Below are 15,636 nucleotides of genomic sequence, written 5' to 3' on the forward strand. Positions count from 1 at the left end.
ACAGTAATACGGTAATGGCAGTTGTTTCCGTGGTTTTCCCACAATCCCGTCATTGCTGCTGGATCTGAATGACCTTTTATATTAAAAGATTGAACAGCAAAGCATCTAATTTATTTTTGGTTTAAATACCAAGGTTAGATAACCAACGATAGAAGCACTGACAAAAAGAGTATAGTATCCTGATACACCAGCTATCTGACCGGAAATAATTGCTCCTGCCGCCTGCCCGAATGCCAGTAATAAGAACGGCACTCCCAGCCCGAATGCTGGCGTAATCCTAAATACAGAAATTCCCCATACGATTAAAACTCCTGTCATAAAAATATAAGAACTCCCAAAAAGTACTGGTGAAAGAAATCCCAAAATATTATTTCCTGGAGAGATTCCCAAAAACAAGGATGAAGTCGAAAGAACCAGCACAGAAATTCTATACGCATTCACTAAGCCAAAACGATTTATATATACACCGGCTGTTCCGCCTAATAAACCTGCTGCTCCTATAATTACCCAAAACCACTCTTTCAAGTATGGCGGAACATTTTCTAAATTTATCATAAAATCTCTGGAAAATGTCCAATAGGCGGAGCAGGATATACCAATAAGTAACGAAGCAAAAATTAGCTGGACAGAACGTATCCACTCTTTTCCAGAGAAACTGGCCGCCACTTTCTTTTCTGTAATACTGTTTTGGGGCAGTGCTTTATAATTGACGATAAGCACTAAAACAGCAATAAGCGCAAAGATGAAGTACGTTTCCCTCCAGCTGTCAGCCATATAAACAGCAACAGCTCCAGTAAAAGCTGTTCCAATACTTGTACCAGAATTAATCCATGAATTGGTCTGATTCTGTAATTTCATCTCTACTTCCCTGCTGACAATATCAGCATATGGAGGAGAGGAAAATCCTGTACTTAACCCTGCCAGAAATATTCCTAAACCGAGTACTGCAGCATTAGGAGAGACAGCGATGATACTCAAACCGATAATAGATGATAACCCTGCTATGATAAGAATAGATTTTGGGGAAATCTTATTTGAACATACCATTGCGAATATAATGGCGAGACAATAAGCGATATAGGATAAAGATGAAATAAAGCCGCTGACAGATGGCTCCATGTTAAGTGTTTCATTAATATATGGAAGCATTAAACCATAACTGAACCGGGACAGCCCATAAGTAACGGCTATCATCGGCAATCCCACTGCTATTAACTTCTTTCCATTCACATAACTCCCACCTTTTTATATATAACGTTCATTATAATAAAATCAAAAAATATATAGGGTATAATATGAGATTTTAAAATCCCTATTCTTTCCCCTATATTTATCAAATATATCATTCAGTAGCTTCGAGACTTCTTACCAAATCCATTGCAATATCTTTTAATTTATCCAGACCGAGTATTTGGTCCATTGATGTTAATCCCTCTAATATAATAGAGATTTGTATACTAAGGGATGGGGCAGCCTGAAGATGTTTCATATCATTGTCAATTTTATTTAATAGTTTCTTTTTATGGTCTCTGCTCAGCAAAGCAATTTCGTCATTTACACCTTCATACTCCTGTTTTGCTCTTAGAAATAAACATCCATTAAAACCAGCAGCACTCAACCAATCAATGTGCGCATGAATTAATGATCGGATATATGCATTAGCACCGTTTTCCTTATTCAATTTATCTTCCAGCAATTGAAAATACCGCTCTTCTCTCTGCATTAATATTTCTTTGATCATTTCTTCTTTGGATTGAAAATGATAATACATTGTCATCGGTGCTACACCGGCTTGCTCCAATATACTTTTCACACCGACTGCATGAAACCCATGTTCATAAAATAATTCTTCAGCTGTCTGCATAATGGCTGCTTTTTTCTGAGATTTCCTCATATCATAACTCCTTTTTATATAGAACGGTCATTATAAATTTAACATATCAGCTATTAGATAACAACAAGCTTGTATAGAGGAATCTAAATAAAGATGACTGTTCCAAAAGGATTCTCACAAGCAATAAACCTATTATGTTTTATTAATATATTATCGCTCCATCTGTAAAAAATGACAGAGCGATAATATAGCATTCTATTCAGGTAACCTGATTATTAATCACCTTACCAAAAAATCCTGCAATTTTTTGCTGCGTCTCGGATGCCTTAATTTACGCAATGCTTTCGCTTCAATTTGACGGACACGCTCTCTGGTTACACCGAATACTTTCCCCAGTTCTTCCAATGTTCTTGTTTTGCCGTCATCCAGGCCAAACCGGAGACGGAGAATGCTTTCTTCCCGGACAGGGAGCTTACTCATCACATCCTCCAATTGTTCTTTTAGTAACTGGTTTGCAGCATAGTTGTAAGGAGATTCTGCTTCCTCATCCTCAATAAAATCACCCAAATATGAACTTTCTTCATCACCTATAGGCGTTTCCAGAGATATGGTGTCTTGAGCAATTTTTAGAATATATCTTACTTTATCCGGTTTTAGCCCCATTTCTTCTCCTATTTCCTCCGGGGCTGGTTCACGGCCTAAATCTTGAAGTAAGGAACGTTGAATACGGATTAATTTATTAACGGTTTCAACCATGTGTACCGGAATTCGGATGGTCCGCGCCTGATCAGCTATTGAACGGGTGATTGACTGTCTAATCCACCAGGTTGCGTAGGTGCTGAATTTAAAACCTTTTCGGTAGTCATACTTTTCAGTAGCTTTGAATAACCCCATATTCCCTTCTTGAATTAGATCTAAGAAAAGCATTCCCCTCCCAACATAGCGTTTGGCTATACTAACCACGAGACGAAGATTCGCTTCTATTAATCTTTTTTTTGCCTCTAAATCGCCCTCTTCAATACGGAAAGCAAGTTCAATTTCCTCTTCCTTAGATAGTAAATCCACGTTGCCGATTTCTCTTAAATACATCCGGACAGAATCACCTCGCTTGTTTCCTATTGGAACATTAGTTTCAGTGAAATTCATTTCCTCTATTTCATGCGCATCGTCTGGACCATCAACTACATGAACAGTCCGCTTTTCCAGGTATTCGTAAACCTCATCTATTTTTTCAGGTTCTATATCAAATTCAGATAAAATAACAGCCACTTTTTCATGCGTAAGCACATCTTGTTTCTTACTTATTTCCATTAATTTTTCTTTTGCTTTCTCTAAGCTCCCTGCTGATTCTATTGTATGGGAAGATTTTTGTACAATCATGGTTACCGCCCCTTCCAAATTCATCTATTAAAAGTCTACTTACTATTGCAAAGCATGTTTTAGCTGCAACGCGTCCTCTGTGCTATCACCAATTTTTCCATGGTATATATAAACATATCTCACCCTTCCTCTGCGGATAAAAGCAAAAATGCCGGTACGTTCATCCGTATCCTTTTTCTGAAAAAAGAGTCCGGAAGTATCTGTCGCTCTAAAAGGCCTATCCCGAAGAAAATAAGCAATTGGATGATTGCTTTTCTTTACCAGAAATGCTTGTTTTCCATTTCTGTACTCTCCTTTTTCAAAAGGATTATATTCATGGTGATTAATCAAAACAAGAATGATATCTGGTAGATGGTTCAAAATATAGTTGTATTTATCACAGAAAAATATTCTTCTCCACAGCGATGCTTTCAAGTTACTTTTTGGCTGTGCTCCTGACATAATAATTTCTTTCGCATTATTATTTTTTGCAGTTTCTACTAATTCTCTTGCAGTATCTCGTTCATCTTTTACCCGCTTAACAATAAATCTGACGGCTCCTAATTCTTCACTTAATTTTTTGCTCTCTGCTAAATTTAATAAGTGAAACATTGTATATTCGCTTTCTATAGAACAGAAAAATAAAACTTCAAAGGTATAACCATATTTCCTCGCCAATGAAGCCCCTCTTAAGAGAACTCTGCGGCTATAATTCTTTTCTTCTAAACAAACCAATACATGATGTCTTATTTTTAGTGTCATTTTTCCTCCTTGCGCACTCTGTTTACACACTTTATCCATCTGGAAGATATTCGAAAACAGAGCTGCATTTTTCGAAGGGTTAAGGATATACGTCTTTGCCCTTGCTCCAAAGATAAACACGTATATCCTTAACCCGGAATTTTATTAAAATTGGGGTCAGAATCTGAATCAGTCACACTCTTCACCTCCCTTTCACTTTAAATTCTATTATATTTCTGAATAAAACTGAATGATCGTTCTAAAATAATCTAAAAAAATAGACCCTATTTTATCAAATCTGATAAATCATAGGAATCAACTGCTGTAAAACTTTGCTGTGATTTCTTGGTTCTGCTCTATATGAGGTTCTTTCACGCGTAAAAACCAGAAAAAGCTGTCTTTAATTTCTTATCCGTCACTAAAACGATATTAGGTTTCCTGTTCCGGGTCCAATAGCCGGGATAATATTTTAGCTTCGTTTGAATTCAATAAGACCGATCCAGTCTTTTCCTGGCCGTCCTGAAAAAAGATTTCGTACATTCCATCTAAATGCTGAATCACTTGAAAAGAATCACCAAATGTTGTGTTTACCTCATATTCAAAACCTAATCCCTCTAACTCTTTTTTATAAATGATATACATAATCCCCTCCCAGACTAAAAACTGAACAATCGTTCTAAAATAATATCATAGAGTTCTCTGATGGTCAATAAATAAACATCCTGCTGAAGATTACTTGTTTCCACATCTTAATTATGATAAATTTAGAACAATTGGTCAGTAACCATTAAAAGTAAGATTGAATATTAAATTGATGGACAGGTTTTCTTAACAAAAGCCAAAATAACTCAAAAATCAAAGATTAGAAATAAACAGGGAGTGAGCTTTTTGAACAAGAAACAGACCAAAAGTATGTTAACTAAAAAGAAAATCGCTGACGCCGCAAAGCATCTCTTTATTCAAAAAGGCTATACAGCAACATCCATTGAAAATATATCGGATGCTACCGGGGTAAGCAAAGGAAATATTTATTATCATTTTGAAAATAAAGAAGGTCTTTTTATTTACGTTTTAGACGAATGGGAAAAAGAATGGATGGAGCAATGGGAGGAACAAAAAAAACAATATTCCTCTACAACGGAACAGCTGCACGGCATCGCAAAGCATTTTGTTATCAACGATTACAATCATCCTCTGACAAATGTTGCTGATGAATTTTTCAGTCATGAAAATTCCAATACTTTAATACAAAACCAGCTCTATAAAACGATTAATACCAGAATATCCTACAGTCAAAAACTCCTGTCAGAAGGAATAGCCTCCGGCGAGTTTAAAACAGACGATTCTCTATTATTAGCAAAGATTTTTGATACCTTACTATACGGATTAAACAATATTTGCAGGGACTTAAACATGAAAGAAACACTTGACCTTTACGCAAAAGCGATCGATACCTTCCTCTATGGAATTGCTTCTGACGACTCAGCTCATTCCCATGATTAACGGCGAAACTAATCAGCTTATGATAGATAAGTTTGGAGAGATTTTATTACTATAGGATTTAAAAATAATCTGCCGATGCGGATTTATTATAGGAAGGAGGACAGTCTTGAACCGTAATCATTCATCCTTTCTGGGAGTTATATTTGGTATGGTTGCAGGAGCAGCTTGGGGATTGGCTTTTCTGATTCCGAATATGCTTTCTGCTTTTTCATCATTGGAAATTACATTAGGGCGTTATTTGATGTATGGTTTGTACTCTCTTCTTCTATTATTTGCATTTGGAACACTGTGGGCATATATTATGTTCCGTTTCGTCGGCCCAAATGTATTCAGAGATTTCTGGCTGGAAAAATCTATTTTCGGATGGGGCTGGAGTACAGGTACTGTGGCTATGGGACTTGCACTTTTACGAATTGTCGATCCTGAATTGAAAAGCCGGACCCCTGAAGATTATGCATTGGGTTATGTAGGTGTTGCACCTGTTGATATTATTATTGTTACCTTTGCCCCAATTCTTTTTGCACTTGGATTCACATGGTTGATTCCAGTAATACTCCTTCTTGGCACTACTGTTGTTATTGTCATTTACAAAAAAGCAGGCTGGTGGGGACAGGGTAATAAGGAAAACACACCAAGCTGATGGCTGATATGCACCCCTAGAGTTAGACCAAAAATCTAATTCTAGGGGTGTTTTATATGGCAAAATACGATTTAGCAATTAAATTAGCAGCCGTAAACGCTTATTTATCACGAAGAAGCGTTCGCAAAGCTCCCACTGAGTGAAGCTTCATTTTATATTTTTACCAACTGATCCTTCCCGATTCTTCTCCAGAATTTAAAGAAAGACTCTCTTTTCTTGCCAAACTGTGAATAATTATCAATAATTCTCTCTACAATTTCGTATAATTCTTCCGGCTCGAGATTCTCTTTCAAAAGCATCCCAACTTCTGCATCAAAACCCTTGCCTTTTCCGCCTACATATAAATTGTATTGATCCTTGAATTTCATCACGCCTATATCACTGATCATTGGTTCTCCACAGCCGATCGGGCAACCTGTATAAGCCATCTTTAATGTAAAAGGAACTTGTTTGCCTGCAAACCGTTTATTGAGCTCTTTCGCTACAGGCATCCCTTCCCGTTCTTCCCCTTTACAGAAATTACAGGTTTTCAGGCTCTTAACATAACTTCCGACTGGATAACAAGCTAATCCTACACTTTCAAATTCCTTTATAATCTCTTCTTTTTTGTTTTCTGCAATTTCAATATAAAGCTGTTGAAAAGTGGTTAATTCCAGCTCCTCATTTCCATCCATATATTTGGAAATGGTCAGCAGCTGCTTGGCATTTAGTTTTGATCCAAATCCAATACCTCCATTGACAGCTATTTTTATTTTTTTATCATCACTTTCCATATGGAGTCCCCCTATCCCTACTTTTATCATCTTTTATACAATACGCCTGTAAGGTATTTATAATGATAAAAATAATTAGATCCCATAAAGAAATAAAATATTCTTCAAATTTCTTTATGGGATCTGTATATTTCTGTCAGCTGACTTCTAACAGCTTCTTAAATTCTTTTTTATTTTGCTCAAATCCAGTCATACTCTTCACTTTTTTCCTTAAACCCAGCATAGAAGATCGAGAAAAAACGATGCCGGGGACGATTCTGTTTCCTGTTATCTTTTTTAATTCTTTCTCTTTTTCAGGCTGCTTTGCTAAGTCGTATTGTTTATGCGGGATTTGATGTTCTTCCAAGAAATTTTTCAAGTCCTGGCAATCTGAGCAAGTCGGTCTTGTATAGATTTCCAAATGATATTCAGCCATCTGTTAACTTCCCTCCCCCAGGTATGATGCAATTGCTTATTTACTTACTTCAATAATAAATGAATAAGTGTGCACCTTATCACCAAATTGAAATTCTGCCCAAATTTTATACATTCCCTGCTTCGGAAAATGAGCATGGAATGTTGTTGTGTCATCTGAATCCGGATGAACATGGATATATTGTTCTGCAGCTTCATCCACAATGACCACATGACCTAAAGCCCCTAGATGCGGCTCAGGAGTTTCTCCGTGCATATTAAAATCTAAAGGCACTGCTTTACCAGCCTCTGCTTTGACATTCTCTAACGTAACAGTTTTTCCATCCACTTCTTTGGTCCAATTATCGTCAGACTTTAAGGCGGCTTTACCTGTTTCATTCGTTCCGACCTGAATCGTATTTGGAGCTGCCTGATATGCTTTTTCCTTTGGCGTAATATCAACAAAGGCTTGATACGTACCATCATTTAAAGAGTGGTTAATCGTATAAAGTCCTTCCTGCTCTTTTTCTGGATGCAAATGATAATAATGCTCCAAATCATTGGATACCATAATAAAATGCATTTCTTTTTCGTGTGCCAAGGCCAGTTCGGGCGCTTTTCCGGTACTATCCTCTAAGGCTATAGATATTTTTCCACTCTTATACGTTACCGTTGCTTTTACCTCTGACTCACCTGAATGATGATGACTATGATCCATACTATCTTCCTCCTTTGATTTTCTTTCATATCTTGAAACAGAAATCTTGCGGTTAGTTACACGGCGATAAAACTTAATCTGCCGGTGATAACTCTTCCTCTGTTACCCATTTATGGTTTTGGACTTTTTCTCCAGTATCTGCTGTTTCAAAATCAACCATATAGACAGTCGTTTCATCTGCCGAATCGATTTCTGCATGAGTACCATGCATTCCTTCCATATGGTCTGCATGCAATACAACCTCCGTACCAGGTTCTAATGGTGCAGCATCTGGATTTTCTAATTCTTCATGGATAACCCACTTATGATTTTCGATTTCCTGCCCATCATCTGTCGTATAAGATACGGTATAAACAGTCGTATTAAACGCACCGGAGATTTTCGCAACAGCACCGTCCATTCCTGGCATATGGTCGGCACTGATTATTGCTTCACTGCCGACTTCAAATGTCGGGTCCTCTGCTTCTTGAAGGCCAGCAGGGATATCCCCAGAACTGGACATTTCTTCAGCTGAGTGGTCCATCCCTTCATGTTCACCTGCGTGTTCATTGCGTTCCATTTCTCCACTTGCCAGCGGATTTTGCCCGGTAATAATAGCAAAAACCGCGAAAACAGCTGCTACATAGATAATTCCTAAGGAAACCCATTTCTTGATGGACATATTATTGGCCTCCTTTCAGCTTTAAACGTTGTAATCGTAATGCGTTTAGTACCACAGATACAGAACTAAACGCCATTGCTGCTCCGGCAACCCATGGAGCGAGCAGTCCAATTGCTGCAATCGGAACGGAAGCTGAATTATAGAAGAAGGCAAAGAACAGGTTTTGTTTAATATTACGCATTGTTTTCGCACTAATTTCTACACTGTCTGCCACACTATTTAAATCGCCGCGCATCAGTGTAATATCAGCCGCTTCAATCGCTACATCTGTTCCTGTACCAATCGCCATTCCAATATCTGCTACAGCTAATGCCGGTGCATCATTAACACCGTCACCTACCATAGCTACTTTTTTACCTTCCAGTTGAAGATTTTTTATTTCATCTGCTTTTTGTTCCGGTACTACTTCTGCGATTACACGGTCAATTCCTACCTGTTTTCCGATTGCGTTGGCAGTCCTTTGATTATCCCCGGTCAGCATAATGACTTCCAGCCCTTGCTCGTGCATTCTCTGAATAGCCGCTTTAGATGTCTCTTTTACTGTATCAGCAACTGCGATAACGCCCGCTAATTGATTTTCCAAACCGATTAACATCGCTGTTTTCCCATCTGATTCGAGCTTTGCCATGTTACCTTCTACAGAAGAAACATCAATATTCTCCCGTTTCATCAGTTTCCTTGTACCGACAAAAATCATTTTTCCATCTACAGAAGCTTGGATACCGTATCCCGGTATTGCTTCAAAAGAATCGGTTTCTCTAATCTGAACACCTTTTGCTTTTGCACCTTTTACAATTGCTTCTGCAAGCGGGTGTTCTGAATTATTTTCAGCAGAAGCCACTAAAGCAAGCACTTCTTCTTCTGAAAATCCTTTTTCTGGAAGAACATCTGTTAATTCAGGTTCCCCCTTGGTTACCGTTCCTGTTTTATCTAAAACAATCGTATTCAGGTTACGTGTATTTTCTAAATACTCTCCACCTTTAAACAAGACTCCCAGCTCTGCTGCTCTTCCTGAACCAGCCATCACAGATGTCGGAGTAGCCAGACCAAGCGCACAAGGGCAGGCAATAACCAATACTGTAATCGCAGGGACTAAAGCAGAACGTAAGTCACCAGGTGCTACGAAGAAATACCATACAAGCCCGGTCACCAGTGCTATTCCTACAACAATGGGAACAAATACGCCAGATACACGGTCAGCAACGCGCTGAATATCAGCTTTACTTCCCTGTGCTTCCTCAACGACCTTTACAATTTGAGAAAGGGCCGTATCCTTACCAACCTTTGTAGCCTCAATGGTTAACAATCCATTCTTATTAATTGTGGAACCAATAGCTGCGTCGCCTGTTTTCTTATCAACAGGGATACTTTCCCCAGTAATCATCGATTCATCAACTGCGGACTCCCCTTTAACGATTTGGCCATCCACAGGAATTTTCTCACCAGGACGAACCATAACAGTATCGCCAACGATTACTTCTTCAATTGCAATTTCCTGTTCTTCCCCATTTCTTATCACACGGGCAGTTTTTGCCTGCATACCAAGCAATTTTTGTATTGCCTGACCTGTTCTTCCCTTAGCACGAACTTCAAATAGTTTTCCAAGCAGGATTAAAGTGATAATTACTGCAGCTGCTTCAAAATAAAGCTCTGGCATGCCAACCTGGCCTTGTATTTGCCACTCAATCCCTAAGAAAATACTATAAATGAAAGCAACCGATGTACCTAATGCGACAAGGACATCCATATTAGCGCTGCCGTTTTTCAGTGCTTTATATGCAGATTTATAAAATTGTGCCCCGACAATAAATTGTACAGGTGCAGCTAAAGCTAATTGTACCCACGGATTCATTAACATATCCGGGGAATAGATAAACGACGTAAACTCAAAGTGTGTTACCATCGTCCACAATAATGGTAATGTCAAAATAGCTGAAAAGATAAATTTCCCTGTCTGATGACGAATTTCTTCCTCTTTATTATTTGCTGTTTCTTCTTTAGATGCCTGCACTTTTAAGCTGTATCCTAACTTTTTTACTGCCTCCATCATATCGTTGACAGTGACCTGACCCTGATCATAATCTACTGCCACATTTTCTAAAGCAAAGTTAACAGAAGCGTTAGAGACGCCTTCCATTTTATTTAAACGTTTTTCAATTTTATTAGCACATGCAGCACAGGTCATACCCGAAATATCGAATGTTTGTTTATCGTGTGCAACGTGATAGCCTAATTTCTCAATTTTATCTTCAAAATCCTGTACATTTGTTTTGTCAGGATCATAAACAACTTTTGTTTTTTCAATAGCAAAGTTGACATTTGCATTTTCCACACCGTCTATTTTATTGAGACTTTTTTCAATTCTATTAGCACATGCAGCACAAGTCATCCCTTGTATTTGTAAGTTTACTTCCTTTTGTGCTCCCATTGTTCTCACCTCTTTATATACCGTATAGGGGTATTGAAATTTCAAAAAGGGAATCGTGCTGAAACAGCACGATTATTCCCTTTTATTTAAGCAACATCATAGCCTTGTTCTTCTATTACTTCTGTAATATCTTTTAATTCTACTTTATCAGCATTGTATGTTACATCTACTTTTCCATTTTCTAAATGCACTTTTACTGATTCAACTCCATCTAATTCTCCTACGTTTCCTTCAATAGAATTGACGCAATGGCCACAAGACATTCCTTGTACATTAAGTGTTATATTTTCCATGTAAATTACCTCCTAATTTTTAATCCACCTTCATATTACCATACCCCAGATAGGTATTGTCAATAATAAAATTTTTTATTTCATTATTTTTGAAATTGTTGTCATAAATTCTGCCACAATTTCTGGATCTTTATTCTCTAATCTTTCAATGACACAAGTGTTTATATGACTTTCCAGAAGCAGGCGTGAAACAGAATGCAGTGCAGATTGTACCGCCGACATTTGCGTTAAAATATCATCACAATATACATTCCGGTCAATCATTCGTTTAACTCCTTTGACCTGTCCTTCAATCCGGCTCATGCGATTCATTAAATTTCGTTGAAGCTCATCCGGCATATGCGTGCCGGACTCTTCTCCTTCTTCCATACAACACATTTTCTTCTGATCTATCGGATTCATTTGTTCCGCTGTTTTCCCCATATCTATTCTCCTCTCTTATTTCAAGGATTAGTTAAGACTAATTTGTTTATAAACTTATCATAATATACCCCTATATGGTATGTCAAATTATTTTATCTACATAGGAAAACAGGATTCAATTGGTATACCGTCAGATAGTATGTATAAAGTACTTGATTATATTCATTTATATTTAAAAACACTAAAATAAAAAGCTGAAAAGTTTTATTTTTAATTTAGAACTTTTCAGCTTTTTTATTTATTATTCGATTATTTTTAACTGGTTATTCCTTTAAAATATTATGTTGAATAATATCCTGCAGCTATATTGTATAACACTTTAACATCTTAACTGCTTTTATGCATAGGGTAATTCCTTCCCAGCAAGAAAAGCTTTCAAATTCTCCAGAGACTCCTCAAACCCCTCCATATTTACGGTAACTTGTGTTCCGTCAGGTTGAGAAATTAATTCGAATGCAAGCAGAAATTCGTCATCCTCAGAATAAAGCGAAAAAACGTTATTCGTCTTCATCTCTTTTATTACAAAGCTCATTGGAATGCTTTCCCCTTCTTGAAGGTTATTATAAGCACTTGGCATAAGCGTAAAGTTTGCCTGCTTTCCAACTTCAAGCTCAGGAATTGACCACGTTGAACCTGGAGCATACCATTCAGAAAATTTTTCATCATCTGTAATAGCATTCCAAACAGTTTCGGCGTTTTCGAGAATAAGTATGGAACTTTTATTATGATTCATCTGTTTATCCAACCTTTCAATCTGGGGTTAGTATAAATATAGCATATATGAGCTGCGCTGATTCCCTCTGAAGATCCCATTTTGATTATTAACAGCTTGTCATGTCCCCTAAATAAAATCATTTCCTATCCTATTTTCCTTACTAAACATAATTCTCCTCAATCCATTCCTGCACAGTTTCCATAAATACTCTTGTCGCAGGTGCCGCTTTTTCCAAGGATTGTACAGCCATCCCAATTGTCCGATAGTATTCTTTTTCCAAGCTTCTAATCCGAATATCTTCCGGCAGCCTGTATAAAATTAATTCAGGAAGTATACTAATCCCCAAATTGTTTTGAACCATCGCAATGATAGCCTGATCTTCTTCCATTTCATAACCTATGCTCAGTGTGATATTATTTTCCTTTAAAATATCCCTCACGTCTTTATCGATGTTTGTTTTAGGCATAATTAATTGTGCTTCCTTTAATTGTTCAAACGTAATGGTCTTTTGATTGCTGAGCGGATGCTGATTGGACATGACGCATAAGATCCTGTCTTTTTTCAATGGAATAGTATCGAATATATTGTCTGCCGGTAAGGAAAGAAAACCAAAATCAACGCTTCCATTTAAAATCCATTTATTTATATCATCATAATCTCCCTCTAATAGCTTCACTTCAATATGGGGGTACTGCTGTTTAAATTCTTTAATTATTTTAGGAAGCCAATTTATGGAGACACTTGGAAATGTTCCAATTCGGACAATTCCTGTTTTAACTCCTTCAATTTCCGCTGCCTCTTGCATCATCTGTTCATAAGAATTCAAAATCCGGTGAACATGAAGCAGCATTTTTTCTCCGTTATTCGTCAGCTTCACTCCGGAACGTCCTCTTGTTAAAAGTGTAAAGCCAAATTCAGACTCCAGACTTGAAATCGCATGGCTGACAGCTGATTGTGTAAGACCTAATACATTAGCTGCTTTAAAAAAGCCTCCAGTTTCAACAATTGAACGAAAAATTTCGTACCTTGCAAGTGTCAAAATATAACCTCCTTCACATTAATTTTATTCATGTATTATATCATAAATATTCATTTGATTAATATTTATAGGATATTTATAATAAAGCCAGAATAGTATTCTTACTGTATTTATAGTTTTAGAGGAGGAGTTTTTCTTGAAAAATAATTGGGATATTGATACCGCTTTAATCCACCATAGTAAACGGGGTGCGACACATTCAGGAGCTGTAGTAGAGCCAATCATTCCGGCAGTAGCATACGCTTTTCCTGATACGGACACTGCAGCTGCGGTTGTTTCCGGGGAAAAAGAAGGTGTTTATTATGGCCGCTACGGTAATCCTACCCTTTTTTCATTAGAAGAGAAAATTGCTTCCTTAGAAGGTGGAGAGGCAGCGCTTGGGGTCAGTTCCGGGATGGCTGCTATTTCTATTGCTCTGCTTGCTTACTTAAAACAAGGAGACCATGTAGTCGTAACAAAGGATGTCTATGGGGGTACATATAAATTTCTAACAAATATCGCCGTTCGCTACGGAATCGAATATAACTTTGTTGACTGTACCAATCCTGAATTTATTCACAATCATATCAAAGAAAATACGAGAGCCATCTATATTGAGACGCCTTCCAATCCCCATTTAACCATACTGGATATCAAAAAGATTTCCGAAATTTCCAAGCTTTATGGAATTCCGCTTATCATCGATAACACATTCATGTCTCCTTATCTGCAGAATCCGCTTGAATTAGGGGCAAATATCGTGGTACACAGCGCAACCAAATACTTAAATGGACATGGGGATTCGATTGCCGGTTTTATTGTGGGAAATTCTGATGACATAACCTTTATGAGAAACAGCCTGATGGGTGATCTTGGCCAGGTATTAAGCGCCTGGGATGCTTTTTTAATCTTAAGAGGCTTAAAAACATTAGGTGTACGGATGGAGCGCCACTGCAAGAATGCACTGGAAATTGCAACATTTCTGGAAAATCATCCGCAGGTGGAAAAGGTTTATTATCCCGGGCTGCCATCTCATCCTCAGCACGAACTTGCTAAAGAGCAAATGAAGGGCATGGGAGGAATTGTATCGTTTGAATTAAAAGACGGAAAAGAAGCTGGAAAAAGGTTTATTGATTCGCTGAAGCTGATTATTATTTCTTTTAGTCTGGGAGATCCTGAAACTTTAGTGCAGCATCCCGCTTCCATGACACATTTTTCTATCCCGATGGAAGAAAGAGAAAAATTCGGGATTACCGATGGATTAATCCGGCTTTCTTTAGGCTTAGAGAATGCAAAGGATTTAATCAATGATTTGGAGCAGGCTTTAATGGTCCGCCCGAAGGTTGATATAGAATTGAAAGTATAATAATGAGATAATCAGAGGGGGAAATAAAATTAACAGATAGCGGAGGTATTCTTATGAAAACAATTGGCCTGATAGGTGGAATGAGTTGGGAATCTTCAGCTGAATATTATCGAATCATCAATGAAGAAGTTAAAAGTAAGTTAGGTGGATTACACTCTGCTAAATGTCTTTTATACAGCGTTGATTTTGAAGAAATTGAACAATTCCAGGCAGAAGGCAGATGGGACGAAGCAGGGAAACGATTAGGAGATGCAGCTTATTCATTAGAAAAAGCAGGAGCAGATTTTATCGTTATTTGTACGAACACCATGCATAAAGTAGTGAAGGATATAGAAGCAAGAATTAAAATTCCTGTCCTTCATATTGCAGATGCAACCGCCAATCAAATAGCAAAGTCCAATCTGCATACAGTTGGATTGCTGGGCACCAAATACACGATGGAACAGGATTTTTATAAAGCACGGATCAAGTCAAATGGGATAAACATTTTAATACCTGACGATACGGAAAGAGAAATAATTAATAAGATTATCTTTGAAGAGCTGTGTTTGGGTAATATTAAACAATCATCAAGAAACGATTACAAGGAAGTTATCCATCACTTAATTAATCAGGGTGCAGAAGGAATCATTCTGGGATGTACGGAAATTGGAATGTTAATTAAGCAGGAGGATTCCGAAGTACCTTTATTTGATACTGCTGAAATACATGCCATAGAGGCTGTTCATAAAGCGTTAGGAAATTAATCACATTTAATAGCTTGGCATTATA

At 37.5% G+C, this 15,636-nt stretch carries 18 protein-coding genes; 4 read left to right on the forward strand and 14 right to left on the reverse strand.

The window, feature by feature from the left end; genetic code table 11:
* Positions 1-105: 105 nt before the first annotated feature.
* The 5 genes from OSO01_RS18665 to OSO01_RS18685 all read right to left on the reverse strand — a co-directional run bounded on the left by OSO01_RS18665 (position 106) and on the right by OSO01_RS18685 (position 4,576).
* The gene (locus OSO01_RS18665) at positions 106-1,230 is read right to left on the reverse strand and encodes an MFS transporter (RefSeq protein ID WP_147211987.1); all 1,125 of its coding nucleotides are present in this window, start codon (positions 1,228-1,230) and stop codon (positions 106-108) included.
* 112 nt (positions 1,231-1,342) lie between these two features.
* A complete protein-coding gene (locus tag OSO01_RS18670) occupies positions 1,343-1,894 on the reverse strand; it encodes a TetR/AcrR family transcriptional regulator (protein WP_147211989.1) in 552 nt (183 codons plus the stop codon).
* Between the two features lie 219 nt (positions 1,895-2,113).
* Complete coding sequence (gene rpoD, locus OSO01_RS18675; RefSeq protein ID WP_371863310.1) at positions 2,114-3,211, reverse strand: RNA polymerase sigma factor RpoD; 1,098 nt, start codon at positions 3,209-3,211, stop codon at positions 2,114-2,116.
* A 45-nt stretch (positions 3,212-3,256) separates the two neighbouring features.
* A complete protein-coding gene (locus OSO01_RS18680; RefSeq protein WP_186813707.1) occupies positions 3,257-3,955 on the reverse strand; it encodes a universal stress protein in 699 nt (232 codons plus the stop codon).
* 408 nt (positions 3,956-4,363) lie between these two features.
* On the reverse strand, positions 4,364-4,576 hold the full coding sequence (locus tag OSO01_RS18685; protein ID WP_147211993.1) for a cation:proton antiporter regulatory subunit: 213 nt from the start codon (positions 4,574-4,576) through the stop codon (positions 4,364-4,366).
* Positions 4,577-4,822: 246 nt separating this feature from the next.
* Here OSO01_RS18685 and OSO01_RS18690 point away from each other — a divergent pair, with 246 nt between their 5' ends.
* On the forward strand, positions 4,823-5,437 hold the full coding sequence (locus OSO01_RS18690; RefSeq protein WP_147211995.1) for a TetR/AcrR family transcriptional regulator: 615 nt from the start codon (positions 4,823-4,825) through the stop codon (positions 5,435-5,437).
* Positions 5,438-5,543: 106 nt separating this feature from the next.
* Entirely contained in the window at positions 5,544-6,077 is a 534-nt protein-coding gene (locus OSO01_RS18695; protein WP_246145225.1) for a sodium/glutamate symporter family protein, read from the forward strand.
* A 152-nt stretch (positions 6,078-6,229) separates the two neighbouring features.
* Here the strand turns inward: OSO01_RS18695 and OSO01_RS18700 are convergent, their stop codons facing one another.
* The 9 genes from OSO01_RS18700 to OSO01_RS18740 all read right to left on the reverse strand — a co-directional run bounded on the left by OSO01_RS18700 (position 6,230) and on the right by OSO01_RS18740 (position 13,520).
* The gene (locus tag OSO01_RS18700; protein WP_147211997.1) at positions 6,230-6,850 is read right to left on the reverse strand and encodes an NAD(P)/FAD-dependent oxidoreductase; all 621 of its coding nucleotides are present in this window, start codon (positions 6,848-6,850) and stop codon (positions 6,230-6,232) included.
* A gap of 136 nt (positions 6,851-6,986) precedes the next feature.
* On the reverse strand, positions 6,987-7,265 hold the full coding sequence (locus tag OSO01_RS18705; RefSeq protein ID WP_147211998.1) for a glutaredoxin family protein: 279 nt from the start codon (positions 7,263-7,265) through the stop codon (positions 6,987-6,989).
* A 36-nt stretch (positions 7,266-7,301) separates the two neighbouring features.
* Complete coding sequence (locus OSO01_RS18710) at positions 7,302-7,961, reverse strand: DUF8832 domain-containing protein (protein ID WP_147211999.1); 660 nt, start codon at positions 7,959-7,961, stop codon at positions 7,302-7,304.
* Between the two features lie 73 nt (positions 7,962-8,034).
* Positions 8,035-8,622 carry a YdhK family protein gene (locus tag OSO01_RS18715; protein WP_147212001.1) on the reverse strand — a complete coding sequence of 196 codons (588 nt, stop codon included), beginning with the start codon at positions 8,620-8,622 and terminating at the stop codon, positions 8,035-8,037.
* Between the two features lies 1 nt (position 8,623).
* On the reverse strand, positions 8,624-11,050 hold the full coding sequence (locus tag OSO01_RS18720; RefSeq protein WP_147212003.1) for a heavy metal translocating P-type ATPase: 2,427 nt from the start codon (positions 11,048-11,050) through the stop codon (positions 8,624-8,626).
* 86 nt (positions 11,051-11,136) lie between these two features.
* Complete coding sequence (gene copZ, locus OSO01_RS18725; protein WP_147212005.1) at positions 11,137-11,343, reverse strand: copper chaperone CopZ; 207 nt, start codon at positions 11,341-11,343, stop codon at positions 11,137-11,139.
* Between the two features lie 75 nt (positions 11,344-11,418).
* Positions 11,419-11,766 (reverse strand): metal-sensing transcriptional repressor, encoded by a 348-nt coding sequence (locus OSO01_RS18730; RefSeq protein WP_246145226.1) that lies wholly within the window; start codon positions 11,764-11,766, stop codon positions 11,419-11,421.
* A 337-nt stretch (positions 11,767-12,103) separates the two neighbouring features.
* Positions 12,104-12,499 (reverse strand): SRPBCC family protein, encoded by a 396-nt coding sequence (locus tag OSO01_RS18735; RefSeq protein ID WP_147212007.1) that lies wholly within the window; start codon positions 12,497-12,499, stop codon positions 12,104-12,106.
* Between the two features lie 142 nt (positions 12,500-12,641).
* The gene (locus OSO01_RS18740) at positions 12,642-13,520 is read right to left on the reverse strand and encodes a LysR family transcriptional regulator (protein ID WP_147212009.1); all 879 of its coding nucleotides are present in this window, start codon (positions 13,518-13,520) and stop codon (positions 12,642-12,644) included.
* Positions 13,521-13,656: 136 nt separating this feature from the next.
* Here OSO01_RS18740 and OSO01_RS18745 point away from each other — a divergent pair, with 136 nt between their 5' ends.
* Complete coding sequence (locus OSO01_RS18745) at positions 13,657-14,865, forward strand: trans-sulfuration enzyme family protein (protein ID WP_246145227.1); 1,209 nt, start codon at positions 13,657-13,659, stop codon at positions 14,863-14,865.
* 53 nt (positions 14,866-14,918) lie between these two features.
* Entirely contained in the window at positions 14,919-15,611 is a 693-nt protein-coding gene (locus OSO01_RS18750) for an aspartate/glutamate racemase family protein (protein WP_147212011.1), read from the forward strand.
* Positions 15,612-15,636 lie beyond the last annotated feature (25 nt).

This window comes from Oceanobacillus sojae (assembly GCF_007991515.1).
Taxonomy (GTDB): Bacteria; Bacillota; Bacilli; order Bacillales; family Amphibacillaceae; genus Oceanobacillus; species Oceanobacillus sojae.